25 protein-coding genes are annotated in these 26,507 nt (G+C 71.2%); 8 read left to right on the top strand and 17 right to left on the bottom strand.

The window, feature by feature from the left end; translation table 11 throughout:
* Positions 1 to 25: 25 nt before the first annotated feature.
* From ABZT47_RS31520 to ABZT47_RS31500, 5 genes are all read left to right on the top strand, one after another.
* Complete coding sequence (locus ABZT47_RS31520) at positions 26 to 1,816, top strand: ABC transporter substrate-binding protein (protein WP_354850203.1); 1,791 nt, start codon at positions 26 to 28, stop codon at positions 1,814 to 1,816.
* A 69-nt stretch (positions 1,817 to 1,885) separates the two neighbouring features.
* A complete protein-coding gene (locus ABZT47_RS31515) occupies positions 1,886 to 2,866 on the top strand; it encodes an ABC transporter permease (RefSeq protein ID WP_354850200.1) in 981 nt (326 codons plus the stop codon).
* Between the two features lie 37 nt (positions 2,867 to 2,903).
* Positions 2,904 to 3,962: an ABC transporter ATP-binding protein gene (locus tag ABZT47_RS31510; RefSeq protein WP_354850197.1), complete on the top strand. Its 1,059-nt coding sequence runs from the start codon at positions 2,904 to 2,906 to the stop codon at positions 3,960 to 3,962.
* On the top strand, positions 3,959 to 4,999 hold the full coding sequence (locus ABZT47_RS31505) for a dipeptide ABC transporter ATP-binding protein (protein WP_354850194.1): 1,041 nt from the start codon (positions 3,959 to 3,961) through the stop codon (positions 4,997 to 4,999). Before ABZT47_RS31510 ends, ABZT47_RS31505 begins: the two co-directional genes overlap by 4 nt.
* Before the next feature lie 286 nt (positions 5,000 to 5,285).
* Positions 5,286 to 5,819, top strand: a complete 534-nt coding sequence (locus ABZT47_RS31500) for a cupin domain-containing protein (protein WP_354850191.1) — start codon at positions 5,286 to 5,288, stop codon at positions 5,817 to 5,819.
* Between the two features lie 207 nt (positions 5,820 to 6,026).
* On the opposite strand, the gene ABZT47_RS31495 is transcribed toward ABZT47_RS31500, so the two are convergent.
* Positions 6,027 to 6,641 carry an ABATE domain-containing protein gene (locus ABZT47_RS31495; RefSeq protein WP_354850188.1) on the bottom strand — a complete coding sequence of 205 codons (615 nt, stop codon included), beginning with the start codon at positions 6,639 to 6,641 and terminating at the stop codon, positions 6,027 to 6,029.
* Positions 6,642 to 6,728: 87 nt separating this feature from the next.
* Here ABZT47_RS31495 and gap point away from each other — a divergent pair, with 87 nt between their 5' ends.
* A complete protein-coding gene (gap, locus tag ABZT47_RS31490; RefSeq protein ID WP_354850185.1) occupies positions 6,729 to 7,727 on the top strand; it encodes a type I glyceraldehyde-3-phosphate dehydrogenase in 999 nt (332 codons plus the stop codon).
* On the opposite strand, the gene ABZT47_RS31485 is transcribed toward gap, so the two are convergent.
* A complete protein-coding gene (locus tag ABZT47_RS31485; protein ID WP_354850183.1) occupies positions 7,714 to 7,995 on the bottom strand; it encodes an RICIN domain-containing protein in 282 nt (93 codons plus the stop codon). The genes gap and ABZT47_RS31485 overlap by 14 nt on opposite strands.
* 305 nt (positions 7,996 to 8,300) lie before the next feature.
* On the opposite strand from ABZT47_RS31485, the gene ABZT47_RS31480 reads away from it, so the two are divergent.
* Positions 8,301 to 9,044: a 3-oxoacyl-ACP reductase family protein gene (locus tag ABZT47_RS31480; protein ID WP_354850180.1), complete on the top strand. Its 744-nt coding sequence runs from the start codon at positions 8,301 to 8,303 to the stop codon at positions 9,042 to 9,044.
* A gap of 87 nt (positions 9,045 to 9,131) precedes the next feature.
* Here the strand turns inward: ABZT47_RS31480 and ABZT47_RS31475 are convergent, their stop codons facing one another.
* From ABZT47_RS31475 to ABZT47_RS31465, 3 genes are all read right to left on the bottom strand, one after another.
* Positions 9,132 to 9,701, bottom strand: a complete 570-nt coding sequence (locus tag ABZT47_RS31475; RefSeq protein ID WP_354850177.1) for an RICIN domain-containing protein — start codon at positions 9,699 to 9,701, stop codon at positions 9,132 to 9,134.
* Positions 9,702 to 9,904: 203 nt separating this feature from the next.
* On the bottom strand, positions 9,905 to 10,306 hold the full coding sequence (locus tag ABZT47_RS31470) for a DUF397 domain-containing protein (RefSeq protein WP_354850174.1): 402 nt from the start codon (positions 10,304 to 10,306) through the stop codon (positions 9,905 to 9,907).
* Between the two features lie 30 nt (positions 10,307 to 10,336).
* Positions 10,337 to 11,185, bottom strand: coding sequence for a helix-turn-helix transcriptional regulator (locus ABZT47_RS31465; protein ID WP_354850171.1), 849 nt, complete (start codon positions 11,183 to 11,185; stop codon positions 10,337 to 10,339).
* 256 nt (positions 11,186 to 11,441) lie between these two features.
* On the opposite strand from ABZT47_RS31465, the gene ABZT47_RS31460 reads away from it, so the two are divergent.
* Positions 11,442 to 11,957, top strand: a complete 516-nt coding sequence (locus ABZT47_RS31460; protein WP_354850168.1) for an ATP-binding protein — start codon at positions 11,442 to 11,444, stop codon at positions 11,955 to 11,957.
* A gap of 65 nt (positions 11,958 to 12,022) precedes the next feature.
* Here ABZT47_RS31460 and rpe read toward each other — a convergent pair whose 3' ends face one another.
* From rpe to lanM, 12 genes are all read right to left on the bottom strand, one after another.
* Positions 12,023 to 12,688 carry a ribulose-phosphate 3-epimerase gene (rpe, locus tag ABZT47_RS31455; protein ID WP_354850165.1) on the bottom strand — a complete coding sequence of 222 codons (666 nt, stop codon included), beginning with the start codon at positions 12,686 to 12,688 and terminating at the stop codon, positions 12,023 to 12,025.
* Between the two features lie 114 nt (positions 12,689 to 12,802).
* The gene (locus ABZT47_RS31450; RefSeq protein WP_354850162.1) at positions 12,803 to 13,411 is read right to left on the bottom strand and encodes a Uma2 family endonuclease; all 609 of its coding nucleotides are present in this window, start codon (positions 13,409 to 13,411) and stop codon (positions 12,803 to 12,805) included.
* Positions 13,412 to 13,788: 377 nt separating this feature from the next.
* Entirely contained in the window at positions 13,789 to 14,412 is a 624-nt protein-coding gene (locus ABZT47_RS31445; protein WP_354850159.1) for a response regulator transcription factor, read from the bottom strand.
* Positions 14,409 to 15,542 carry a histidine kinase gene (locus ABZT47_RS31440; RefSeq protein ID WP_354850156.1) on the bottom strand — a complete coding sequence of 378 codons (1,134 nt, stop codon included), beginning with the start codon at positions 15,540 to 15,542 and terminating at the stop codon, positions 14,409 to 14,411. The genes ABZT47_RS31445 and ABZT47_RS31440 overlap by 4 nt, the downstream gene beginning before the upstream one ends.
* A 69-nt stretch (positions 15,543 to 15,611) precedes the next feature.
* Positions 15,612 to 16,250 carry a response regulator transcription factor gene (locus ABZT47_RS31435; RefSeq protein WP_354850153.1) on the bottom strand — a complete coding sequence of 213 codons (639 nt, stop codon included), beginning with the start codon at positions 16,248 to 16,250 and terminating at the stop codon, positions 15,612 to 15,614.
* Positions 16,247 to 17,449 (bottom strand): histidine kinase, encoded by a 1,203-nt coding sequence (locus ABZT47_RS31430; RefSeq protein WP_354850150.1) that lies wholly within the window; start codon positions 17,447 to 17,449, stop codon positions 16,247 to 16,249. Before ABZT47_RS31430 ends, ABZT47_RS31435 begins: the two co-directional genes overlap by 4 nt.
* Positions 17,428 to 18,231, bottom strand: coding sequence for an ABC transporter permease (locus ABZT47_RS31425; protein WP_354850147.1), 804 nt, complete (start codon positions 18,229 to 18,231; stop codon positions 17,428 to 17,430). Before ABZT47_RS31425 ends, ABZT47_RS31430 begins: the two co-directional genes overlap by 22 nt.
* A gap of 109 nt (positions 18,232 to 18,340) precedes the next feature.
* Positions 18,341 to 19,258 carry an ABC transporter ATP-binding protein gene (locus tag ABZT47_RS31420; RefSeq protein WP_354850144.1) on the bottom strand — a complete coding sequence of 306 codons (918 nt, stop codon included), beginning with the start codon at positions 19,256 to 19,258 and terminating at the stop codon, positions 18,341 to 18,343.
* The gene (locus ABZT47_RS31415) at positions 19,255 to 19,575 is read right to left on the bottom strand and encodes a TIGR04351 family putative TOMM peptide (protein WP_354850141.1); all 321 of its coding nucleotides are present in this window, start codon (positions 19,573 to 19,575) and stop codon (positions 19,255 to 19,257) included. The genes ABZT47_RS31420 and ABZT47_RS31415 overlap by 4 nt, the downstream gene beginning before the upstream one ends.
* 105 nt (positions 19,576 to 19,680) lie before the next feature.
* On the bottom strand, positions 19,681 to 21,072 hold the full coding sequence (locus ABZT47_RS31410; protein ID WP_354850138.1) for a SagB family peptide dehydrogenase: 1,392 nt from the start codon (positions 21,070 to 21,072) through the stop codon (positions 19,681 to 19,683).
* A complete protein-coding gene (locus ABZT47_RS31405; RefSeq protein ID WP_354850135.1) occupies positions 21,069 to 23,321 on the bottom strand; it encodes a TOMM precursor leader peptide-binding protein in 2,253 nt (750 codons plus the stop codon). The genes ABZT47_RS31410 and ABZT47_RS31405 overlap by 4 nt, the downstream gene beginning before the upstream one ends.
* Positions 23,322 to 23,336: 15 nt before the next feature.
* Positions 23,337 to 26,507: a type 2 lanthipeptide synthetase LanM gene (gene lanM / locus ABZT47_RS31400; RefSeq protein ID WP_354850133.1), complete on the bottom strand. Its 3,171-nt coding sequence runs from the start codon at positions 26,505 to 26,507 to the stop codon at positions 23,337 to 23,339.

Below are 26,507 nucleotides of genomic sequence, written 5' to 3'. Positions count from 1 at the left end.
GCACATCTCTAAGACCAGGAGTGAAATGTCAGCACGAACGCGGTCCGCTCTGGCCGTCTTCGCCATCGGATCCCTCGCCCTCACCGCGGCGTGCTCGCAGGGCAACGCCGGCGCACCCCCCGCGAGCTCCGGCGCCTCCGCGTCCGCGTCCCCGACCAGCATGACGGACCTGTTCGCGCCGCCGAAGGTCACGGTGGGCACGGCGGACGACTCCAAGGGCCCGTCCATCCCGCCGGAGGGCGTCGTCAAGGGCGGCACGGTCAACATGATCGACCGTGACGACTACCCGCACTTCGACCCGGCCCGGGTCTACGACAACGTGACGGCCAACTTCCACAAGCTCATCACCCGCCAGCTCACCGGCTACAAGCGCGTGGCCAAGGGCGAGTACAAGGTGGTCGGCGACCTCGCCACCGACGCCGGGCAGGTGTCCGACGGCGGCAAGACCTGGAAGTTCACCCTCAAGGACGGGGTGAAGTGGCAGGACGGCAGCGCCATCACCTCCGCCGACGTCAAGTGGACGATGGAGCGGCTGTTCGCCCCGTTCATCACCGAGGGCCCGCCCTACATCCAGCAGTGGCTGACCGCCGAGGACTACAAGAAGGCCTACGGCGGGCCGTACAGCGGCAAGGAGCTCGACACCATCGAGACCCCCGACGACAAGACGGTGGTCTTCCACTTCACCTCGCCGCACGCGGACGCCAACTACGCCCTGGCCATGACCGGCTACGGCATCGTGCCCAAGGCGAAGGACACCAAGGAGAAGTACGACAAGGAGCCCTTCTCCAGCGGCCCGTACATCATCGCCAAGCACACCGTCGACAAGTCGATGGACCTGGAGCGCAACCCCAACTGGGACGCGGCCACCGACCCGATCCGCGGCGCCTACCCCGACAAGTGGCACCTGGAGTTCGGCTTCCAGGCGCTGCAGGTGACCGACCGGTTCGTCGCCGACACCGGCGACGACAAGAAGACCCTCAGCTTCTACAGCCACGTCGCCGCCGAGCGGACCCAGCAGGTCGTCGAGAACGCCGACCTGCAGTCGCGCCTGCTCAAGCAGCCCTCGCCCTACGGTGACTACTACTACTTCAACCTCGACCGGGTGAAGGACATCAAGCTGCGGCAGGCGATCAACTACGCCTGGCCGACCCAGCAGATCATGCAGATCAGCGGCGGCCCCGCCAGCTCGGTGATCAACACCACGATCCTCAACCCGAGCGTGTCGGGCTGGCAGGACTACGACGCCTTCGGCATGAAGCAGCACCCCAACGGCGACCTGGCCAAGGCCAAGGAGCTGATGGCCCAGGCGAGCGACAAGACGCCGACGCTGGTCTACGGCTACAACGACACCCCCACCGAAGAGCGCATCACGGTCGCCATCAAGAACCAGCTCGCCAAGATCGGCGTCAAGATCGTCGCCAAGCCGATGAACACCAAGACCTGGTACGACTCGACCAGCAAGGTGGACAACGGCCTGGACATGTACTGGGGCGGCTGGGGCGCCGACTGGCCGACCGCGGCCACCGTGTTCCCGGTCATCTTCGGCCCGATCCACGACGGCGGCTACAACCAGTCGCACCTCAACGACCCGGCCGTCACCGCCGAGATCAAGCGCATCGAGGGTCTGGCGGACGCCACCGAGGCCAACAAGGCGTGGGGCGACCTGGACAAGAAGATCATGGAGACCGTCACCCCGCTGGTGCCCGCGCTCAACAACGTGGGTCTCCAGCTGCACGGCTCGCTGGTGGGCGGCGCCGAGATCGACCCGATCCAGTGGGTCGTCTCGCCCGACACCATCTTCGTGAAGTCTTCGTGAAGCACTAGCAGTCCCGGCTCCGGGGCGCCGCGCGGCGCCCCGGAGCACCTCCACTGAGATCGACAGGCCATGCTCAGATTCCTGACCCGCCGGACCCTCGGCGCGGCGGTCATCCTCGTGATCATCGCCGCAGTGACGTTCTTCCTGTTCTTCGCCATCCCCGCCGACCCGGCGCGGCTGGCCTGCGGCAAGGTGTGCCCGCCCGAGACGCTCGCGCAGGCGCGGCACAATCTGGGCTTCGACCAGCCGATCTTCGTCCAGTTCGTCAACTGGCTGGTCGGCGTCTTCGTGGGACGCGACTACGAGGGGCTCGGGCACTGCCCCGCGCCGTGCCTCGGCTACTCCTTCGTCAACCACGCCCCGGTCTTCGACACCATCACCGACCGGATGCCGCTCACGATCTCGCTGACGGTGGGCTCCGCCGTCATCTTCCTGCTGTTCGGCGTGGGCACCGGCATCATCGCCGCGCTCAACCAGGGCCGGCCGCTGGACAAGATCGCCAGTGTCTCGTCGCTGATCGGCGCCTCGGTGCAGATCTACTTCGTCGGCACGCTGGCCATGTACTTCCTGGTCTACCAGTGGCACGTCATCGAGCGCCCGCAGTACGTGCCCTTCACCGACAACCCGCTCCAGTGGGCCTACGGGCTGCTGCTGCCGTGGGTGGTGCTCGCGATCATCTTCACCGCGAACTACACCCGCATGGCCCGCTCCACGATGGTCGAGCAACTGTCGGAGGACTACGTCCGCACGGCGCGGGCCAAGGGCATGTCGGGCCGCACGGTGGTCCTGCGCTTCGCGCTCAGGGGCACCCTCACTCCCATCGCCACGATCTTCGGCATCGACATCGGCACGCTCATCGGCGGCGCGATCATCACCGAGAACACCTTCAGCCTCCAGGGCATCGGCCGGCTGTCCATCCAGGCCGTCCTCAACTCCGACCTGCCGATGCTGATGGCGACGGTCCTGCTCGCCGCCACCGCCATCGTCGTCTTCAACGTCGTCGTGGACGCGATGTACGCGGTCATCGACCCGCGCGTCCGTCTCAGCTAGGTGTCACCCGCTCGACCGCTCAGCTAGGAGCAACCGCTTGACCGCCGTCACACTCTCCGACGCAGGCCCCGGACGCCGGGGCGACTCCTTCCTGTCCGTGCAGGACCTGCGCGTCTCCTTCAGCACCGAGGACGGCGTGGTGCGGGCCGTCAACGGGCTGTCCTTCGAGGTGGAGAAGGGCACGACGCTCGGCATCGTGGGCGAGTCCGGCTCGGGCAAGTCGGTGACCAACCTGGCCATCCTCGGACTGCACGACACCGACCGCACCGAGATGCACGGCGAGATCTGGTTCGAGGACCAGGAGCTGATCGGCGCGAGCCGCGCGACCATGGAGCGCCTGCGCGGCAACCGCATCGCCATGATCTTCCAGGACCCGCTGACCTCCCTGTCGCCCTACCACACCGTGGGCCGCCAGATCAGCGAGGTGTACCGCAAGCACAAGGGCGCGAGCAAGAAGGAGTCCCGCGACCGGGCCGTCGAGATGCTCGAACGGGTCGGAATCCCGCACGCCACGACCCGCGTGGACGACTACCCCCACCACTTCTCCGGCGGCATGCGCCAGCGCGTCATGATCGCCATGGCGCTGGTGTGCGACCCCGACCTGCTGATCGCCGACGAGCCGACCACGGCGCTGGACGTGACCGTCCAGGCGCAGGTGCTGGACCTGCTCAAGGACCTGCAGCAGCAGATGGGCACCTCGATCATCCTGATCACCCACGACCTGGGCGTGATCGCCAGGACGGCGCACCAGGTGCTGGTCATGTACGCGGGCCGGGCCGCCGAGCGGGGAACCGTCCGCGAGGTCCTGACCGAGCCGCGCCACCCCTACACCTGGGGCCTGCTGTCGTCGATCCCGCGGCTCGGCGGGTCGGTGGACGTGCCGCTCACGCCGATCAGGGGCACCCCTCCCAGCATGCTCGCCCCGCCGCCCGGCTGCCCGTTCCACCCGCGCTGCGACTACGTCAAGTACGCGGGTCCGGAGGTGTGCACCGGTGAGCGGCCCGACCTGTCGCCCGCCACCGGGCACGGGGACGCGTGCTACCTGACGCTCGCCCAGAAGCAGGAATTCCTCGGACAGATCAAGGGACGACCGTGACCACGCCGCTGCTGCAACTCGAAGGGCTGACCAAGTACTTCCCCGTCATGGGCGGGTTCGTCCTGAAGCACCAGGTGGGCAAGGTGCACGCCGTGGACGGCGTCGACCTGGCCGTGGACGCCGGCCAGACGCTGGGCCTGGTCGGGGAGTCCGGGTGCGGCAAGTCCACCCTGGGCCGGCTGGTCGCCCGGCTGCACGAGCCGACCGACGGGAAGATCCTCTACCAGGGCGGCGACATCGCGCACAGCTCGCGGCGCGAGCTCAAGCCGATCCGCCGCGACATCCAGATGATCTTCCAGGACCCCTACAGCTCGCTCAACCCGCGCCAGACCGTGGGCGCGATCGTCGGCGGCCCCATGGAGATCAACGACATCCGGCCCGAGGGCGGCGTGCAGAAGCGCGTCCGGGAGCTGCTGGAGACCGTCGGCCTCAACCCCGAGCACTACAACCGCTTCCCGCACGAGTTCTCCGGCGGCCAGCGGCAGCGCATCGGCATCGCCCGCGCGCTCGCCCTGTCCCCCAAGCTGATCGTCGCCGACGAGCCGGTGTCGGCGCTGGACGTCTCCATCCAGGCGCAGGTGGTGAACCTGCTGCAGCAGCTCCAGCGCGACCTCGGCATCGCGTTCCTGTTCATCGCCCACGACCTGGCCGTGGTGCGCCACGTCTCCCAGCGGGTGGCGGTCATGTACCTCGGCAAGATCGTCGAGGTGGGCGACCGGACGTCGATCTACGAGCGGCCGCGCCACCCCTACACCCACGCGCTACTGTCGGCCGTCCCCGAGGTGGAGCTGCCCGAGGAGGGCGCCCCGCCGGCCGAGCGGATCCGGCTGGCGGGCGACGTGCCCTCGCCCATCGACCCGCCGTCCGGCTGCCGGTTCCGCACCCGGTGCTGGAAGGCCAAGGAGAAGTGCGCCGCCGAGGAGCCGCCGCTGCTCCAGATCACCGGCAACCGCGACGGCCACCTCACCGCCTGCCACTTCCCCGAGGAACCCACCACCCACGGCCGCGACGTCGTCCTGGACCCCGCCCTCGCCTGACCGCCCTCCCCTAGTCTGAGAAGATCGAGGGAGGACGGTATGGAGGCATCGCAGACCCGTCGCGCGGTCCAGGCCGCGGGGGCGACCGCTTCCGCGCTGGGCCGGGTACGGGCCGCACTCGATCGCTGCGGACCGGGCTGGGCTTGACCGGTCCGGTGCGTGTTCTCACCCTGGTGCCGGGCCTGCCTCCGAGACCGGCCCCGCCAGGGCGCACCCCAGCGATGAGTGGACTCCGGTGGTGGGCATGATGCTCTGAGGGGAGTCGGCACGAAGGGGGCGGGGCCTCATGGAGCCCACCGGTGCGCCGGCCGTGCGGGTGGTGCCGCCCGGCGGCGGAGAGCCGGTCGCGATCCCGGGGTTCGGCGCGGTCTTCAAGCTCCACGGCCGCGACACCGGCGGGCTGGTGGCCATCGTGGAGCACCCGTTCGCCGTGGGGGCGATCACCGCGCCGCACCGTCACACGCGCGAGGACGAGCACTCCATAGTGGTCGAGGGCCAGATCGGCTTCCGGTCCGACGACGAGGAGGCCGTCCTCGGGCCAGGCGGCTACATCACCAAACCACGCGGGCAGATGCACGCCATGTGGAACGCGGGGACGGTTCCCGGCCGCATCATCGAGGTCATCACCCCGGGCGGCTTCGAGACCTACTTCCGCGAGCTGGGCGATCTGCTCGCCTCCGCCGAGCGCACGCCTGGCGTGAACCTCCACCAGACCCGCGCGTTCACCGACCTGGCCGACAAGTACGGCCTCACCTACGGCGCCCCCACCTGGCTCCCCGACGTGGTCGCCCGCTACAACCTGAGCCCACCGTCCCACTAGAGCGTGTCAGTGCCCGTGCCCTGTTCGGCGGTCTCAGGGGCGTGCTGGGCGCCGAGCATGTCGAGCAGGACCTGCCGCGGCTTTCCTCGTCGGCCAGGTGCTGGAAGTGATCGGCGCCGGGTCGGCGGGTCGTGGTACGGCGATGCCGGCGCCGCTTACGGCGCCCGAGCCGGTCAATGCTCCTGGACAGCGCACTGGTGACCGCGTCTATGTGGGCTGACGGGCGCGGAACTTGGCGACCTTGGCACGGTTGCCGCAGCGGCTCATGTCGCACCAGCGGCGGGTCCCGCGTGCGGAGTTGTCGAGGAACATCCGCGTGCAGGCGGGGCCTTCGCATTCGTGCAGCTGGGCCGCCGACGGACCGGTGACGAGCGCGATCGCCGCGCGGGCGACGAGCGAGAGGGACGCCCGCGCGGATCCCGAGCGGACGAGCGCACCGGTGTCGTCGATGCGCACCAGCGGCGGCGCGACCGCGGCCGCCTGGTTCACGATCGCCCGATCGGCCGGATCGAACAGAGGGGCGCCGGCCGCGACAGCATGATTTGAGGCGGTCGAGCCGGTGTCGCCGGACACGGTGTGACGGCTGGAGTGGGCGGTCATGGCGGCGTACGCGAGGCGGTAGACGGCTTCTCGCAGGATTTTGGCGGTGGCCAAGTCGTCGGCGTCCGTGGCGGCCGAGGGGTCGGCGATGCCGGCGGCCGTGAGCCAGCGGCGCAGGTCATCGGGGGTGTGCAGGAACTCCACGGGGGTGCCGCCGTACCGCCTGCCGAGGGTGCCGGTCAGGTCGAGCGCGAGGTCGCCGCCGAAGAAGTTGAACTCCACGACGTCATGGTAACCACCTTGACCGGTTTCATCGGGCCGTCCATCATGTAACTCCATAGACCGGTTACATAACGGAGGTTGTTCGCCATGACCGTGCGTGTGGGCATCAACGGCTTCGGCCGCATCGGCCGCGCCCTGCTCCGGGCCCAGCTCGGGCGCCGTGAGGACGTCGAGATCGTCGCCGTCAACGACCTCACCGACGCGCGGACGCTCGCGCACCTTCTGAAGTACGACTCGACCGCCGGCACGCTGGCCGGCGTCACGGGCGGTGACGACGCGATCGTCGTGGACGGCACGAAGATCGCCGTTCTGGCCGAGCGCGATCCGGCGCGGCTGCCGTGGAAGGAACTGGAAGTGGACCTCGTCGTGGAGTCGACCGGCCGGTTCACCGACGCCCACCAGGCCCGCGCGCACCTCGACGCCGGAGCCAAGCGGGTGCTGATCTCCGCGCCCGCCAAGAACGAGGACCTGACGCTGGCGATCGGCATCAACGACGACCTGTACGACCCGGAACGCCACACGATCGTCTCGAACGCTTCCTGCACGACGAACTGCCTGGCCCCGATGGCGAAGGTCCTCGACGACACCTTCGGCATCGAGCGTGGCGCGATGACCACGATCCACGCGTACACGCAAGACCAGAACCTGCAGGACGGACCGCACCGCGACCCTCGGCGCGCCCGCGCGGCGGCGCTGAACCTGATCCCGACCACGACGGGCGCGGCCAAGGCCATCGGCCTGGTCCTGCCCCGGCTCAGCGGCAAACTGGACGGCTACTCGATCCGCGTGCCGGTGCCCGTCGGCTCGCTCACCGACCTGACCGCCGAACTCGGCCGCGATACCACCGCTGAGGAGATCAACGCCGCGTTCCGGGCAGCCGCCGAGGGCCCGCTACGGGGCATCCTGGAGTACACCGAGGACCCGATCGTCTCGAGCGACATCGTGGGCAGCCCGGCCTCCTGCATCTTCGACGCCGGCCTCACCAAGGTCGTCGGCGGCACCCAGGCCAAGATCTACGGCTGGTACGACAACGAGACCGGCTTCGCCAACCGCCTCCTCGACACCACCCTCCTCATGTCCGCCTGAGAACCCCGGTGTTGCCGTCGCGCAGATCGAGGCAGCGGCCGGTGTACCGGTTGACGAAGACGTAGCGGACGACCGTGCCGAGCCCGCCGTTGGGGCCGTTGGTCGCGCGGCTCAGCAGCCACGACTGCTGGGGCGAACCGTCGCGGGCCCGCTGCCAGATGCGGTTGCCGTTGGTGAACAGGCTGCCGGTGGACTGGTCGGGGGCGACTTCGACGCACTTCCAGCTTCCGTAGTTCAGCAGGCGGAAGGCGCCCACGGGCAGGGTCACGTCGGCTTGGGCGGGCGGGCCGGCGGCGGCCAGAAGACGGCGGCGAACAGTGTGGTGAGCAGAAGGGTGGCGAATCTGTGCAGCTTGCGCACGGCCGGCTCTCCCGGAGTTCAGGACGCGACGCACGCGCACGACAGGAGGCACTCCCGTCACCCGCATCGCCACGCCGCGTGGAGAAGGTGGTGCAGCCCGTTCCATCCTTCGCGGCCCCGCCGGGCACCCGGTGATGTCCGGCCGCGCGCGGGCCGTCCCCGCGCACTAGGTTCGAGGAGTACCCTCGACCGGCGATCACGGAGGTGGGCACGATGACAGTGCTCTCGGGAAGGAAGGCCGTCGTCACCGGAGGCTCCCGGGGCATCGGCCGCGCGATCGTCGAACGGCTGGCCCGCGACGGCGCGCAGGTCGTCTTCACCTACGCCGAGAACGCCGGCGCCGCGGCCGAGGTCGAGAAGGCCGTCGCCGAGCTGGGCGGCGCCGCCCACGCCGTACGGGCCGACCTCGCCGAGCCGGGGGCCGCCGAGCGGCTGATGCGGGAGGCGGAGGAACGGCTCGGCGCCGTGGACATCCTGGTCAACAACGCGGCGCTGACCTTCGCCCCGGCCGGCCTCGCCGACACCGACGACGAGCTGTACGACCGAGCCATGGCGGTCAACGCCAAGGCGGTCTTCCTCACCATGCGGCACGCCGCCCGGCACATGCCCGACGGCGGCCGCATCGTGAACATCTCCACCCTCAACACCGTGCGGCCCGCGCCGGGCACCACGGCGTACGTGGCGAGCAAGGGGGCCCTCGAGCAGCTCACCGCCGTCGCCGCCCAGGAGCTGGGGCCGCGCGGCATCACCGTCAACACCGTCTCCCCCGGCGCGACCGACACCGACCTGCTGCGCGGTACCAACTCCGAGGAGAACCTCGCGATGGCGGCGGCGCTCACCCCGCTGCGCCGCCTCGGGCAGCCCTCCGACGTGGCCGACGTCGTCGCCTTCCTGGCCGGCCCCGACGCCCGCTGGGTGACCGGTCAGAACATCCTGGTCACCGGCGGCCTCGCCTGACACCGGCCCCACCGAGGACGGCACCCCAAGGATGAGGGGACCGCCGGTGGCGGGCATGATGCGCAGAGGGGAGTCATTCAGCGGAGGTCACTGGTACAGGAAGAAGTGCTGCGCCGGGTTGCCGAGGGTGCAGTGGTAGTTCTGCAGCCACGCCCGGTCCGCCAGCGAGCCGCCCTGGACGTCCAGGCAGTCCGCGCTCCTGGCGTTGACCAGTTGCCGGCTGCTCTGGAAGTCGTCGTACAGCCCCCACAGCATGGTCGTGCTGTTGGCGTTGCACGCCCACTGCTGGATGATCGCCCCGTCGACCGCGTTGCCGTCCTTGAGATCGAGGCAGCGGCCGGTGTACTGATTGACGAACAGGTAGCGGACGACCGTGCCCAGCCCGCCGATCGGGCCGTTGGTGGCGCGGGTCAGCAGCCACGACTGCTGGGGCGAGCCGTCGCAGGCCCGCTGCCAGATGCGGTTGCCGTTGGAGAAGAGGTTCCCCGCCGAATCGGGCGCGACCTCGACGCACTTCCAGCTTCCGTAGTTCAGCAGGCGGAAGGCACCCACCGGCAGGGTGGTGTCGGCCTGGGCGGGCTGTCCGACGGCGGCCACCGAGACGGCGGCCAACAGGGTGGCGAGCAGAAGGGTGACGATTCGGTGCAGCTTGCGCACGGCCGGCTCCCCGGGTTCAGGACGCGATCGACACGCGGGCAGGAGACACTCCCATCGCACGCATCGCCACGCCACATGGAGAAGATGGTGCAGCCTGCTCCGAGGCTGTCGCTTGTTGATCGCCTCGTGACGCGACGCGTTACCGCCCCGCACTCCCCGAACCGCTCAAGCCGTGGCAGCCTGTCAGATCATGACCGGCTCGCTCAGACCGCGGCCGGCTCGCTCAGCCAGGTGAGGGTGAACTCTCCGTCGTGGCGGACGCCGTCGAGGAACACCTGCCACTCGGTGGCCGTGTAGACGACCGGCAGGGCGTATCCCCGACCCTGAACGACCACTCCTCGCCCGTCGCGCAGGACCGTCGCCTCGCCCACCGACCACGCATCCGCGCCCAGCCGGTCCAGCCCTAGCTCACCGGCCCGCACAGCCTCCAGGAACACCGACCACCCCTCGGCCCCGAACCCGACCACCGCCCGCCCCCACGGCGCGTCGTTCGAATTCCGCACCCACACCATCACCCCATCGAACCGCGCCTCCACACAGTTGCTCTGAGCGCCGCTCCGCGAACTCTTCCGCCAAATGCCTTTCAACCGCCGACCTCCCGGCATATCAGGTACCTTCGGCGCGAAGTGTGCCGGTTACAGCGTATCTGCCAATTCCGCTAGATAACGGACCGTCTCCTCGGGCGACCAGGCGATGTCGCACAGCCGGTCATAGGCGCGCAGGTACTGCATGACAGCATGTTCGTCTTCGAGGTAGATATCAGTATTCATTGCCTCGATATGCACCACGTCGAGCTGAGGCAACTTGAGGATCGTGAAAGCCCCTGACATGCCGGGATGAGGCCGATCGGTGAACGGGAGAACCTGGACCGTGACGCCCGGCCGACCCGCGCATTCGCACAGGTACTTGATCTGCTCCCTGAAGATCTCCGTGCCGCCGATGGGATGCCGCAGCGCCGCCTCGCTGATCAGGGCCCGAAGAACGACCGGCCGCCCGCCTGTGAGCACCGCTTTGCGCGTCATGCGCACAGTGACGAACTCCTCCACCTCGGTCTCGCTGCTCAGCCCCCGCATCGCGGCCACGAACACGCGGGCGTACGCCTCGGTCTGCAGCAGCCCCGGTATGAGGAACGTCTCGTAGGTGCGGATCTCGGTGGCCGTGGCCTCGAGCCGGATCAGATCGACGTACGAGGGCGCCAGCGCATCGCTGTGTTCGACCCACCACCCGCGCCGCTCCTGTTGGATCTCCGCCGCGACGACCATCAACTTCTGGCGGACGGCCGGGTCGGTGACCTGGTATGCGTCCAGAATCGGCGGTATATCCCGTGGCGGAATACCTACCAGACCGTTCTCGATGCGGCTCAGGGAACCGGTAGAGCGTCTGCACCTCTCCGCCGCAATGGCGAGGGAAGGGATTCCCGCGTGAAGCCGTAGCTCCGCGAGCTTCGCACCCAACCAACGCTGCCGAAGTGACGGCACATCCATCCTTTAAGTCCCCCTTTACATCATCTCTCCACTTCAGCATCACCCGTGAAGGGTTCTTGAGTGGAAGAATTTCACTGAAGCAGCTTGCGGCGCAGAAATTTCGGACCCACTATAGGGTCGCCAGACGGTCACGGAAAGCGATCGATCGAAAGCATGCCGCAATGCCCTGCGGGAAGACCGTCGAACGGCGGACCGGAGGAACGCTCACCGGTCTCTCGAGGCACAAATGGAGACAGGAGGGATAAAGGTGATCGTGATGCGTTCCCGCGTGATGATCTCGATGGTCGGTCGGCTCACCAGCCGTCTTCGCCAGCGATCAGAGGTGGACCGGCGCCGTGGGGTCTACGCGCCCACGTGGCCGGACTCACCGCTCGACCCCGTCGACTGCCCGACGTTCAGTCAGCCGTTCTCGGCGGTGCCGTCGGAGGTCAGGGCGGCGCGGGCGTTCGTCACCGCGCTGCTCGGGCCCGACCATCCCTGTCACGACGACGCGATCCTGCTCACCAGCGAGCTCGCGGGGAACGTCATCCGGCACGCGGTGCGGGGAGAGTTCGCCGTCTCGGTGGCGCTGATGCCAGGCGGGGTCAAGATCACCGTAGGCGATCGGGGGTCGGCCGCCATTCCCCGGCCGCGAACGGCCGGCGACGACGACCTGTCAGGCAGGGGGCTGGCCATGGTGGACGCGCTGGCCACCCGGTGGGGGTTCCAGCGCACCAGTGGCAACACGAGCGTCTGGTTCCACCTGGCCGAACCCGTAAGAGCCGACGCCTGACCGGCGGGGCGACACCTGGCCGCCGGGCCGATGCCCAACAAAAGCGGAGTCCGCCCCGAAACCGGTCAGGACGCGGCACGTTCGGCCTGGGCTCTGAGGTCGCGGACGGCCTTCGCGGGGTCGTCGGAGCCGTAGACGGCGTTGCCCGCGACGAAGACGTCGGCGCCCGCCTCGGCGCAGCGCTCGATCGTCCTGGACGAGACACCACCGTCGACCTGGAGCCAGATCTCGCCGCCGTGCTTGCGGATCATCTCGCGGGCCTTGCGGACCTTGGGCAGCATGATGTCCAGGAAGGACTGCCCGCCGAAGCCGGGCTCGACGGTCATCACCAGCAGCATGTCGATCTCGCCGAGGATGTCCTCGTAGTCCTGCACGTTGGTGGCCGGGTTGAGCGCGAACCCGGCGCGGGCGCCGGCCTTGCGGATCTCCCGCAGCGTGCGCACGGGGGCCTTGGCGGCCTCGGCGTGGATGGTGACGCTGCCCGCGCCGGCCTCGACGAACGAGAGCGCCCAGCGGTCGGGGTTCTCGATCATCAGGTGGCAGTCGAGCGGCAGCGTGGTCGCCTTGGCCAGCGACTCCACCACCGGCGCCCCGATGGTGAGGTTGGGCACGAAGTGGTTGTCCATGACGTCGACGTGCAGCCAGTCGGCGACGCCCGCCACCTGCCCGGCCACATCCGCCAGTCGGGCGAAGTCAGCGGTCAGAATGCTGGGTGAGATCTGTACGGCCATAATGCCGCAGTCTAGAACCCTCCCGCCCCCGCAACGGCTCCCGAGCACTGAGCCTTGCCGAGTTCAGGAGTCCGAGCGCCTGCCGGAACGTCGATCGGAGGCCTGCCCTCCGGGTCAGATGCGTTCGAGGTCGGTGAAGGAGGTCTCGAGCTTCATGCCTTCGGGCAGTTCGGTGACCAACGTCCCTCTGTGCACGGCGGCCAGTTGGTAGTTGCGCCCGCTCCAGTCAAGGCGGTATTCCTCCACCGAGCCGACCCTGTCGCCGTCCATGACGACGATCAGATAGACCGGTATGCCCTGGGCTGCGTACTCGGCACGTTTGTCGTTGAAGTCGACCTCGTCATCGGAGGAGGTGATCTCGATGGCGACCAGGACGTCACCGGACCATAGGCGCGCACCGGCGTCCAGGCAGTGCAAGACGCTGATGTCCGGTCTCCTGAACGTGAACCGCTTCCCCGCCTGCGTGACATGCGGATTGCGGTGGCGATAGCGCATGTCGGTGTCCTGAAGGACGTCGATGCAGGGATGCGACGGGCGAGCCGCCAAGAGCGCGATAGTTAGATTGCGCGAGACGCGCTGGTGACCCGGCGTCGGCGACTCGCAGAACACGACACGGCCGTCGACGACCTCGATCGTCTTACAGATCTCCTCCGGCAGCGCCTCGTACTCCTCCTCCGTGATGAGCAGGCTGGTCGGGTCTGTGGCCCAGGCTGGGAGAGGCATATGAGACTCCTTCTGAAGGCCGCGCTCCGCCGAGATCGATCCTAGTGTCCCGTCCGACGCCGCCCCGGCCTCAATGAGGCCACGGCCGTCCTCGCACCGCTTCCCGGATGCACCGGTTCGACCTGCCCGTCCGCCATCACGACACCCCTGTTCACAGCCTCCGCGACAGACGTAATGCTCACAGGCCAGCACCTGGCCCGCCCGTTCTACGGCGAAACGATCACGAGCCAGGGATGACGTTCCCGGATGGTCCGCGCTCGGTGTACGTCGCTCGTCGGGTCAGACCTCGGGGGTGCGGGGGCGGAGCCCCTGCTGTGGGGGCGGAGCCCCAAAGCAAGACTGTCCGAGCGGAGCGAGGGCCGTTTCCCGGTGGGTCTTCAGTTGTGGCGGAGGCCTTCTATCCAGCCGGATTCGACGGCTATGCGGACGGCGTCGGTGCGGTTGCGCGCGCCGGTCTTGGTGATGACGCTGGAGATGTAGTTGCGGACGGTCGCGGCCGACAGGTGCAGTTCGGCGGCGATCTCGCCGGTCGTGGCGCCGGAGCCGACCAGGCCGAGCACGGCGGCCTCCCGGTCGGTGAGCGGGGTGACGGTGGCGGACATGGCGGCCAGGGCGAGGGTGGCGTCGATCACCCGCTCGCCCTGGGTGATCCTGCGGATGCTCTCGGCCAGCCGCTCGGTGGGGGCGTCCTTGAGCAGGAAGCCGCTCGCGCCCGCGTCCATCGCCCGTTTGAGCAGCCCGGTGTGGGCGAGGCCGGTGAGGATGAGCACCTGGCAGGACGGCATGGCGCGCTTGAGGCGGCAGGTGGCCTCGATGCCGTCGACTCCCGGCATCTCGATGTCGATGACGGCGACGTCGGGCGCGCAGGCCAGGGCGTGCGGGACGACCTTGTCGCCCCGGTCGATGCCGGCCACCACCTCGATGTCGCCGGTCAGGTTCAGCAGCGCGGTGAGGGCGCCGCGGACGACGCCGTGGTCTTCGGCCAGCAGAACGCGTATCAACGGTGCTCACTTTCCCGATCGTCTACGGCGGGCAGCCACGCCCGCACCTCGAACCCGCCTTCCCCCGTGCCGCCCGCCGATAGGGACCCGCCCATCTTCGCCGCCCTCTGGCGCAGCCCGGCCAGGCCCGAGCCGCCGCGCCGGGCAGCCGTCTCCCGCCGGGCGCCGTCGTTGCGCACCAGCAGGCGGACTCCCCCGTCCACCTCGTCCAGCTCGATCAGGCAGTGCCGGGCGTCGCTGTGCCTGACGATGTTGGTGGCCGCCTCGCGCACGATCCAGCCGAGCGCGTCGCCGGTCTCCTCGTCGATCTTCTCAAGGCCGAGGCGCAGGTCGCAGCGCGCGCCGGTCAGTTCGATGAGCGCGACGGCCGCCGACAGCTCCGCGCCCACGTCCAGGGAGCGCCTGGCCGCCACGACGTCGCGGATCTCCTGGCGCGCCTCGACGGCGATGGCGATGGTGGCCTCCACCTCGGCGGCGGCCCGCTTCCTGTCCGCGCCGGCCAAGGCCAGGGCCAGCTCGGTCTTCAGGGTGATGGACGCGAGCGTCTGGCCGAGCAGGTCGTGCAGCTCCCCCGCCATGCGCAGCCGGTCCTGGTCCACGGCCGTCGTGGCGAGCGCGACCCGCAGTTCGCGAAGTTCGCGCACGAACCTGGCGTAGTGCACGATGCCCGCGGCGACCACCGAGGCGACGAGGACTCCGGCGCTCTTCTGCACGGCGGGCACGGCCACGGGGGACCATTCCACGAGGGTCAGAGGGTACTCGGCGGCGGCGACGGCGAGCAGCACGCCGAGTCCGTACCGGAAGCGGAACAGCAGCAGCCCGGCGGTGGCGACGATGAGCGGGGTGTAGATCCAGACCGATCCGAGGAACGGGACCGCTCCATAGACGACGGCGGCGAACAGCAGGAAGGTCCGCGCCCGGTGCGGCCCTTGGCTCGTTCCCGCGATGTGCCTGGCGACGATGCGCGCGTACACGACGAGCAGCCCGCCGAGCAGCACGACGGCCAGCAGGGCCCGGCCGAGGTCGCCGACGAGCACGAAGGCGAGGGGGGTGAGCCCCCACAGCGCTCCGGTGGCCGCGACGACACCCGTGGTCAGCCATCTGACCTGAGCTTCACTCTCCTGAGCCACGGGTGGTCTCCAACTTGTCCGGATGCATCATGATTTCGTACGCATCGTGACGCCTTCCGGGGTCGGGAATCAACCGTCGGCCGTGACCGTCCTGTCCTCCAGCCACCCATTGGCCCGGGCGATGCGCACGGCCTCCTCGTCGCTGCGGGCGCCGGTCTTCAGGCGGGCCGCCGCGAGGTAGTTGCGGATGGTGTGCACCGACAGCCCGAGGGTGCTGCGCAGATCGCTGCCCCGCCCGCCGGCCGCGACGGCCGAGAGCACGGCGCTCTCGCGCGCGGTGAGCGGGTTGGTGTCGATCTCCTGCTCACCGCCGTCGGCGGCGATGTCCAGGTCGATGTAACGTTCACCCCTGGCCACCACGCGGATGGCGTCGGTGAGACGGTGGGCGGGAGCGTCCTTGACCAGGAAGCCGCGCACGCCGGCGGCCATGGCCCGCTCGAAGTTGCCCGGCGAGCCGACGCTGGTGAGGATCAGCACCGGCGGCGGCTGCTCCAGCTGCTTGATCAGCCCGGCGGCCTCCAGGCCGTCGATGCCCGGGAGCCCGATGTCGAGCAGGGCCACGTCGGGCCTGCTGCCGACCACGGCGGGCACGATCTGGTCGCCCCTGGACACCTCCTCGACCACGCGGATGTCGCGCTCCTCCGAGAGCAGCGCGATCAGCGCTCCTCTGATGAGATCGTGATCCTCCGCGATCAGAACTTTGATCATTTCCGGTCTCCTGTGGCCGAGATCAGTGCGGCCGCCATCGGGCCGCCGGGAACGTCCAGCGACAGCGTGAACCAGCCGTCTTCGATGTGTCGCCCGCTGCTCCCGCCGACCTGCGTGAGCCGCTCGTCGAGACCGGCCAGGCCGCTCCCGCCCACGGTCGCCTCGGCGGCGTCCGCCGCGCCCGCCCCGGAGGCGGACAGGCCGCCGCCCGCGCGCACGCCGTCGTTGGCCACGGTCACGGTGATGCGGTCGCCGCACGGCTCGACGCCGAGCAGGCAGACCGTGGCGTCGCTGTGCCGCAGCAGGTTGGTGGCCGCCTCGCGCACCGCCCAGGCCAGCGCCACGCGGACCTCCGGAGTGAGCGTGGAGGGCAGCTCGGCGAAGTCGCACCTGACGCCCGCGGTCTCCAGCACCCGGCGCACCCCGCTCAGCTCCCTCTCCAGCGACATCTCGCGGTAGCCCTTGACCACCGCGCGCACGTCATGCAGCGAGCGCCGGGCGATGTCGTGGATCTCGGTCAGCTCGCGGCGCAGCCGGGCGATCTCCTCCGGGGGGATCCGGGTGGCCAGCTCGGTCCGCATGGCGACGACCGACAGGTTGTGCCCCAGCACGTCGTGCAGTTCGCGGGCGAACCGCAGGCGCTCCTCGGTGATGGCGAGCTTGGCGGCCTCCTCGCGGGTGCGCTGCAGTTCGCCGAGCAGCGTCGCGAAGATGGCCAGGCCGGCGAGCGCCCCGGCCGTGAGCAGGTTCTGCACCGAGCCGAACAGCACCCAGCTCATCGGCTGCGCGGCCGAGAGCAGGACGCCGGCGGCGATCGAGGCGAAGAACCCGGCCGCCGCGCCCCACCCCCGCAGGGTGACGGCGAAGGCCAGCGGGAGCATGAAGCCCACGCTCAGCCAGGTGGGGCCCGCGACGAACGGGACGGCCGCCGCGAGCGCGGACATCCCGGCGAGCACCGCGAGGTCCCAGCGGGAGCCCCGGTCGAGCACGGCCCGCACCGACAGCCACAGGTAGCAGCCGGTGAGGCCGATGATGAGCAGGACGGCGCCCGCCGCCCGCAGGGCGGGGTAGGCGCCGAGCGCCTCCGCCAGGGGCACGGCGGCGAAGGCCGCCATGCCGACCAGGAACACCCCGGCGGTCACCCGGGCCAGCCGGACCGTCCCCGGCCCGACCCCCCTCAGCCTCTGCGAGGCTCCCACTTGAACCACCTCTTCGCGGCGAGCAGTGACAGGACGAGCCAGGCCGCCATGACCAGCCACCCCGGCCACATCACGGCGAAGCCCTCCAGGACCGAGACCTTGGCGGGCACGCCCGCGCCGGCGTGCCCCACGTAGTCCCGCCCGAGGTAGGCCGTGGTGATCCCCTCGGCGACCCGCCCGAAGGGCAGGAAGGAGGAGACGGTGCGCAGCCAGCCGGGGAAGGCGGAGACCGGATAGGCGAACCCCGACAGGCCGATGGCGAGCAGCAGGAACGGCAGGCTGACCACGACGGTGGAGCCCTGGGCGGGGATCCTGCCGCTGACCGCGACGGCCATCGCGGCGAACACCGCGAGGCCGAGCAGCACCGTGGCCGCCAGCAGGGCAGGGTTGGCCGGCAGCGCGATGCCGTGCACCCCCCTGGCCACGCCGATGATCAGCACGAGCTGGAGCAGGCCGATCGACAGCACGGTGAGGATCTCGCCACCGAACAGGGCCAGGTCGGGCAGCTCGGTGCCGCGCAGCCGCTTGAGGATCAGCAGTTGCCGGCGCATGACGAACGACTCCACCAGCGTCATGAAGCCCAGCGTGGCCATGCCCATGACGATGACCCCGGTCATGACGGCCACCTCGACCGGCGCCCCTCCCCTGGTGCCGCCCGGCAGCAGGGCCGGCATGATCCCGCCGAACACGACGGGGAACAGCAGGGCGACGCCGACCGACACCGGCGTGCGCCAGAACAGCGTCTGGGTGAGCCGGAAGTGCGAGAGCGTGTAGGCGGTCACGTGCCCTCCTCGATGGACCGCGAGTGCGGGAGCGGGCGAGCGGTCACGACGAGCCGCGGGCGCATGCGAGCGGTCAGGACGAACCGCGGATGCGGGAGTGTGCGGGCGGTCATGTGCGGACCTCCTGCCCGCGCCGGTCGGCGATGTCGAGGAAGACCTCTTCGAGCGTGGCCTGGCGGACGTCCAGGCCGCTCAGCCGCAGGCCCCGCACGTGGGCCCAGCCCAGCACCGCGTGCGCGGCCGACTCGGGGTCGGCGGTCACTATGACGCACCGGCGCCCGTCCACGGTGAGCGCGTCGCCGTCGCCCACCGGCAGCCCTTCGGGGGTGGCGCCGTCGGGCAGCTCGAAGGCGACCCGTCCCGAGCCCCGGCCGAGCACCTCGGCCATGGTGCCCTGGGTGACGATCTCGCCCTTGTCCATGATGGCGACCCGGGCGGCCAGCTCCTGGGCCTCCTCCAGGTAGTGCGTGGTGAGCAGCACCGTCATGCCCCGGGCGGCGAGGTCGCGGACCAGGTCGCGCACCTTGCGCCTGGCCTCGGCGTCCAGGCCGGTCGTGGGCTCGTCGAGGAACAGCAGCTCGGGGTCGCCGAGGGTGGCCAGGGCGATGTCGAGCTTGCGGCGCTCGCCGCCGGACATGCGCTTGACCCGCGTCCCCGCCTGGCCGGACAGCCCCACCAGCTCCAGCGCCTCGGCCACCGGGCGGGAGCCGGAGGTGAACCTGCGCCAGGCGGCCACCGTCTCGGCCGCCGTCAGGTCGCCGAACAGGCCGGACTCCTGGAGCACCAGGCCGGTGCGCGAGCGCAGGGCCGCGCGGTCGGCGGGGTCGTGGCCGAAGACCCGCGCCGTGCCCGCGGAGGGGCGCAGGTAGCCTTCGAGGATCTCGATCGTGGTGGTCTTGCCGGCGCCGTTGGTGCCGAGGAGGGCGAACACCTCTCCCTGGCCGACCTCGAAGGAGATGCCGTCGACGGCGGTGAAGGAGCCGTAGCTCTTGCGCAGGCCGCCGACCTCGATGACCGGCCCGTTCACGTGGTCACCCCCGAGTCGCACAGGTAGCCGCAGGGCAGGCAGCCGTTCCAGCTGGAGATGCTGCTGACGGTGCCGATGGAGCTCGCCGCGTCGCCGGCCGCGGTCTCCAGGTCGGTGATGTCGAACTCGCCGTCGGGTTTGGGGGGCAGCGGCGGTGTCCTGACCCCTTCGGGGTAGACGATGCCGTACTGGTGCAGCACGGCCCTGGGCTCGGTCTCGTACCGGTCGCGCAGTTCACCGTCGCCCCACGCCGCCGCGATCAGCCGCGCGAACTTCCTGCGGTCCTGATCTCCGAGGATGTAGATGCTCTCCGCCATCAGGCGTTGTCTCCTCTCCGGCCGACTGGGCCTCCCGCCTGCAACGATGCCGACTCGTGCCGGGCACCGGCAGATGCAGACGACATCTGTCGCCCATGACGGACATCACGAACCGGGCGCGGCGTCTCCCGGGGCTCCGCCGATGAGGAAGTCGCCCACCGACGACTCCCTGGCCCAGTCGAGGCCGAACGTGCGGGCGGCCAGGTCGGCGTCGCCGCTGCCGAGGCCGCAGGGGGCCATTCCCATCGCGGTGGCCACCAGGTACAGGGTCTGGTAGAGCGCGCCGACGTTCTTCAGCGTGGCGGCGTAGGCGAGCCCGGAGTACTTCCACGACATCCGCTGGAAGCGCGAGGTGACGGTGATGAGCACGTCAGGGGTGGCCATGCCGCCGGTCGCCAGGCGGGCCACGCCGAGCATCGCGCGCGCGTCCGCGTCCCTGGCGGGCAGCGCGGCGAGCCGGTGCCCGAGCGGGTCGTAGTGGTAGACACCGGGGTCCAGGCCCTCGCAGCGTGCGACGGTGAGGTACAGCTCCAGTTCGTAGGCGGCGCCGCCGGCCGGGTAGGGCCTGCTGCTGGCCTCGTACGGCATGCCGGGAGCCGGTCCGAAGACGCCCCGCACCCTGGCGGCGCGGTAGAGCAGCTCGCCGAGCTGGCGGACCGTCGGCGGCGCGCCGGCGTACTCGCGCACCGACCGGCGCGACTCCAGCACGGTGGTGAACGGCGGGTCGGCCGCGGCGGCCTCCTCCAGCGAGGGGGTGAACAGCTCCACGGCGGGGCCCGCGGGCGGGCGCTTGACCACCGGCTCGGGCGGCACCTCCCCGACGAAGCGGAAGCTCGCGCCGAACGGCTGGTCGTGCCGCCCCATCCGGCTGCGGGCGTGGAAGAGCAGGTCGTGGAAGTCCCAGGCGCGCAGCGCCGGGTCGCTCTCCTCGGCGTCGCCGGTGACGGCCATGCCGGCGGCGACCAGGTGGCCGATCGCCTCGGGGGCCTGCTTGGCCATGACCGGACGGGCGAGCGCGCCGAGCAGCGGCATGGCCTCCTCGGTGAGCATGACGCGGTGCCGCGACAGCGGGGACTCCAGGACCAGTCCCTCCTCGGTCGCGCGGACCAGCGCGAACCTCGACAGGCGCGCGGTGTCGTCGGGGGCCAGGACCGGCGGCCGGAACTCGGCGTCCCGGGCGACGGGGACGACCCGCAGCAGCGGTTCCACCGCGTGGACCAGGACCGGGCGCAGCCGCGACAGCGTCAGGTAGAGCAGGGCGGCTTCCTGGCTGGTGCCGCCGGCGGCCAGGAGTCGCTCGGCGAGCTCGTCCTCGGCGGCCAGCGTGCCCGGCAGCCCGCGCAGGACCTCCTCGACGGCGGGCGGCAGGCCGCGCAGCTTTGAGGCGCCGAAGGGGTTGGTGATGGTCAGCGTCCCGTCCGCCGAGGTGACCACGGCGTCCTCGCGCAGGCCGACCATGGGGGCCGGTGGGTCCGGCCGCGCCGCAGGAACGGTCACAGGAACATCGTGATGGGGTTCATCTGCTCCTCCGGGGTGGGCTCGGCGAGCCAGCCGAGCTGGACGGGCACGTCGTACAGGCGGCCGGGGGCGAGCCGGCGCCAGAAGTGGCGCAGGCCCGGCACGATGACCTTGACGACCGGCAGGCCGATGTCGGGCCTGGTCTGGTCGAGCACGAGCATCTCCATGCCGCGCTCCTCGACCACGGCGCGGGCAGCGGCGACGTCGTCCAGCAGGTCGGTGGTGGCCGGCCGCGCGTGCGCCGACGCGGGCACGGGCGCGCCGTCGGGCGACAGGTACGGGTGCGCCTCCATGCGGGCGTTCTTCCACCAGTCGAGCTGGTCGCTCGCGTCGAAGCGGTAGCGGGTGGCGCCGTCCGCGCCGACGTCGATGACCGCGGGGATGAACTGGTTCATCTCGGCCAGCGCGCGCTGGACGGCGATGCGCGGGTCGAAGTGGGCGCCGAAGGCCATGAGGATGTCCTCGCTGGGCCCCCCGACACGGCGGCTGATCGCGGCGGCGACCGGGACGCCGAGGTCGGTGGTGAGGTCCAGCACGTGCATCTCGCGGCCGAAACCGGCGTAGACCTCCTGGAACTCCTCCATCCACGGGTCGGCGAAGGTGGCCAGGTCGAAGGCCGGGCGGCGCAGGCGGTTGTACCACCACAGGGCCACCGCGTCCCGTTCGACGAGCTCCATGAAGCCCTGGACGACGGCGTCCTCCCGCGAGGAGCCGGCGGCGTTGCCGTTGGAGTCGGCCCAGGCGTAGATGGGGCCGGTCTGGTGGGAGTCGTTGTAGTAGTAGTACAGGTAGCCGGTGGGCACGTACTTGTGCCGCCGCTCGGTCAGCGACCACACCGGCGTCCACTCGATGGGGGCGTCCTCGTCGAGGGGGTCGCTGACGAAGGAGTAGCTGGAGGTGTGCGCCAGGTCGCGGCGGGTGCGGTACTGCTCCTCGCTGTAGAGCGCGCAGGCGTTGGGGTGCAGGGCGTCGGCGCCCAGCCGCCGGTAGGTCGCCGTGCGCCTGGCCTCGTCGCCCTGGAAGATGCCCGAGTACCGTTCCATCGCCTCGCACATCGCGCTGACCTTGGCCTGCAGGTCGGTCATGCCCTTGCCGGCGCTCTGGCTGCGCAGGCCCTTGCGCAGCGAGCCGAGGTCGCGGATCTGCCGGGCGAAGTTGTGCCCGGCCATGTAGGTCTTGACGAAGGGCGTGCCGGTCTCCACCCGCGCGAGCTCCCTGACGACGCCGGTGACCGGGCTGACCAGGTGGGCGTACCGGTCGGCGGTGTCCTCGGGGTGGCGGGAGCGGTGGCCTCCGTCGGCGGTGAAGGTCTTGGGCCGGGAGCGCAGCTCGACCGGCGACTCGGCCGCGGCGGCCATCATGCCGGCGTCGCCGCACTCGGGGCACTGCGGCCTGCGGCGCAGCTCGTGGCGGGCGGCGCCCAGGTGCATGGTGTCCAGGGTGATCACGTCGCGCTGCTGCGGGCTCCTGGCCCCGGCCAGCCACTTCAGGGCCTCGGCCGCGACCAGCCGCGCACCGGCGCCGCGGGTGAGCGGCAGGTCGGCGGCGGGCAGGGCCAGCGGTTTCTGCCCGCGCAGCCGCTCCTCCAGGTAGGTCAGCGACTGCCGGTGCCCTTCCAGTCGCTGCGTCAGGCACCGCCAGCAGCCGCCTTCCTTGCCCGGCTGGAACACCGGCCCGACCCACAGGACCGGGCCGACGGTGCGGGCCAGCAGCCAGGGACGCCCGTCGGCCAGGTGCCGCCTGTTGATCTCGGCCAGCTCGCCGCGCAGGTAGTCGTCGGTGAGCACGATGGTGAGCGCCGCGTCCGCCGGGCCGGTGACCTGCACGCCCTCGGCGGCCAGCAGCGCCCGCAGCTCCTCGTCGGGGGCGTCCCCGACGGCCAGCACCTCGGCGAGCCCGCCCCGCACCCCGGCGACCGCCTCCTCGGCGGTGCGCCCGGTCATCTCCCAGAAGGCGGCCGTGCCCCGCTCCAGGTCCTCGGTGACGTCGACCAGCAGGTCGCGCGCCCGCAGCGTGTGGAGCACGTAGTAGACGTTCTCCGGCGGGACGTCCGGCTCGACCGCGACGAGGATGTCCTGCACGGTGTGCTTGCCGTCGAGCAGGCCCGCCACCGCCTCGATCGACCGGCCGGTCAGGACGTGCGTGTCGCGCTCCGAGATCAGGAAGACCCCGTCTCCCTCGATGACCTCCACCCGGTACTGGCGGCGAAATGCGGGTCGGGCGTCCATGGCGTTCCTTTCGGATCAGTGCACGAGGCGGAGGGAGGCGACCTGGTCGTCGGCCAGCCGCAGCAGGGTGAGCCCCGCGGCGGCCAGGCCGTTGACGGCCGACAGCGACAGGCGGTCGGCGCGCCGCCGGTCGGCGAACCAGCGGCCCGTGTGGTCGCGGCGGCGCAGCAGCTCGGCGGCCAGGCCCCGCGCGGAACGCTCCAGCGCCTCGTCCCCGGTCAGGCGGGCGGTGTGCAGGGCCACCTCGGCGTCCACCACCAGCCGCGCGCAGGACCGTCCCGGGTCGGGCGCGCAGTACCGGGCCACCCGCTCGCGCAGCTCGGCCGGGACCTCGCCGGTGAGCAGGTGGGCGGTGGCGACGGCGGCGAGCAGTGAGCCGGGGGTGTCCAGGCCGAAGCGGTGCGCGAGCAGCGCCGCGGCGGCCACGTCCTCCCCCGGCGCGTCGCTGGAGGCGGCCAGCGCCCACACCAGCCCGTCGGCGCCGATGGGCAGCCCTTCCAGGGCGAGCACGTCCGGCGGGTAGGGCGGACGGGAGGCGCCGCCGGAGACGAACTCGGCCAGCAGTTCCTCGCGCAGCCGCGCGGCGAGCGCGTCGGCGGCCGGGACCGGGACGGGCGAGGCCTCGCGCAGCTTGCGCAGGGCGAGCAGCAGTCCCGCCCGGCCGAGCACGGGCTCGGCGGAGGTCGGCCGGGTCAGCTCGGCCTCGGCGAGCGGCACCAGCCCGGCGGCCCGCTCGACCAGCCGGGTGTCGGACAGGGTGGCGCCGCAGCGGCTCAGCGCGTAGATGGCCGAGCCGATGCCGACGAAGGCGCCGACGGGCGCCAGGGTGCCCGACATCCTGCGGTAGACGGCCGAGCGGGTGGACAGCGCCGCGAACTCGGCCGAGGCGTCCAGCGCGTCCTGCGCGGCCGTCCAGTGGCCTGGGGCGCCGGTGTTGGCGTACAGCTCGGCCAGGAAGACGGCCAGGCCCGCGGTGCCGGTGAGCAGATCGCCGTGCAGGGGTTCGACCTGGTCCAGCCCGTGCGCCGGGTAGGTCACCACGCCGATCCAGCCCGACCGCTCACCGGCCGGCCCGCCCGGGGTCGGGCCGAGCGGGACGGCGGCGGCGAGCACCTGGTCGGCCAGCTCGCCGGCGCGGGCGAGCAGCACCTCGGCCTGCGGTTCCTCCCGGCGGCCCGACAGGTCGTAGACGTGCAGGCCGATCTCGCGCACCGTGCGAGGACGCGGCCCGGCGCCGGGGAAGGTGGCGGGGAGTTCCCCGGCGCCGGTGAAATCGAGGCAGGTCGCGAGGACGGCGAGATGCTCGTCCAGCGAAAAGCCCGCCAGGTCGGCCACACGGTCCTGGAGCCGCTGCCAGGCCGTGCCCCCGAAGTGCCCGGGGATCTCCACCCCGTCGGGCGTGAACACCGAGTCGGATCCCGGTTTGGAGACGAACAACGGGACGTCCATCCGGCGGAAGGCGTCGATCTCCTGCTCGACGATCTCCAGGATGTCCTCGCGCCCGGGGTCGTGCCGCAGCGTCTCCCTGGCGCTGCGGAACAGGTGGGCCAGGCAGACCTCCCGGGCGACCCCGTCGATCAGCGCGCCGGGGCTCAGGCTGGTGCCGAGCAGTTCGACGCAGTCCCAGGTGCTGCGCCAGATGTAGCGGACCGGCGCCTCGCGCAGCAGCGCCAGCGGGCCGCGCGGGTCGGCCAGCAGGTCCTGGTTGCGGGCCAGGCACTCCTGCATCTGCCGGTAGCCCTCGGCCACCTCGTCGGCGTAGCGGCTCGGCTGGGCCAGCTCGCCGGCGCCCCAGGTGGGCCGGTACGGCGGCGCCTCCCAGCCGAGGGGGTAGGCCTGGGGGTGCCGGGCGATCTGCTCCTGCAGCCCGGCCATGCACCCGATGTCGTGCGCCTGGACGCCGCCGCCCATCACCCGGGGGAAGCTGATGACCGCGGTCCTGGCCACCGTCTCCTCGACCCTGCCCCACAGCGACTGGATGCGGTCGCCGATGACGGAGGGCTTGCTGATGCGGGCCTGCAGGACGTTCTCCAGGTCGATGAAGACCGGCGTGTCCCCCTTGGCGACCAGGTTGTCGGCCCACAGGTCGCGGCACTCCAGGAACTGGGCGAGCCTGGCCAGCATCCCGAGGCGCGTGTAGTAGCGGCGGACGCTGTCCTCGTCGGTCCCCGGCTCGGCGGTGACGTACTCCTCCCAGCCGTAGTCCTCGCGCAGGACGACCTCGCGGGTGTGCAGGGCGAGGGGCAGCCCGTGGTTGTTCAGCAGGGTGCACACGTCCATCAGCCCGACCACCGAGCGCAGGTCCTTGGGCTTGTAGACCACCCGCTCGCCGGAGGCGAAGGTGAGCAGCGTGACGACCCGGCCGTGGTTGTGCGGGTCGCCCGAGTCGCCGGAGTACCCGGTGACCGGGCCGGGGGCGGTCCAGCCCCACAGCGTCCTGCGCAGCTCGGGCAGGTCGGCGCCCAGCCGGTCGAACAGCTCGTGGACCACCCGCCGCCACTGCAGGCAGGTCACGCCCATGACGTAGGCCAGCCCCGGCAGCGTCTCCAGCCGGTCCAGCCAGCCGGCCTGGCTGACGTCCAGGCCGGGGCTCTGCAGCCAGGCGGACACGTCGTTGGCGGTGCCGGCGAGCTGCGCCTCGAAGGCGAACCCGGAGAAGCACACCTGCGTCAGGCGCTCGACGAGCTGCCCGGCGATGTCCTCGCACGCCTCGGGGGTGACGGGCACGCCGCGCACCGTCCCGTCCTCGATGTCGACCAGCCGGTTCACCGCGCGCCTGAAGGACACGAACGGGGAGCCCGGGCGCCCGGTGGCGGGGTCGGCGGCGGCCGTGGGGGGCTGGGCGAGCAGGAAGTCCACCAGGGCGTACCCCCAGTCGGGCAGCCGGCGCGGGTCGGCGAGGCGGACGTCGACGAGTCCGGCGCCGAGGTCGCGGCCCGAGCGCCTGCGGTGGTGCAGCAGCGCCCGCTTGGCGTCGTCGTCGTCGCCCACGGCGGCCTTGAGCCAGCGTTTGGTGCGCTCGGACGCCTGGCGGGGGCCGCGCCCGGCGACCGGGACGAAGAACTCCCCCGACACGCGCTCGGAGAACGGGGCGGCCGCGGCCAGCACGGCGATCAGCCGTTCGTCCCCGCCCGGCACGGCCAGCAGGCCCTCCCCCCGCACGTCGGCATATCCAAGGGCCGTCAT

The sequence above is a fragment of the Sphaerisporangium sp. NPDC005289 genome, assembly GCF_040607455.1.
GTDB lineage: Bacteria > Actinomycetota > Actinomycetes > Streptosporangiales > Streptosporangiaceae > Sphaerisporangium > Sphaerisporangium rhizosphaerae.
This window is presented reverse-complemented; position numbering and strand designations above follow the sequence as displayed.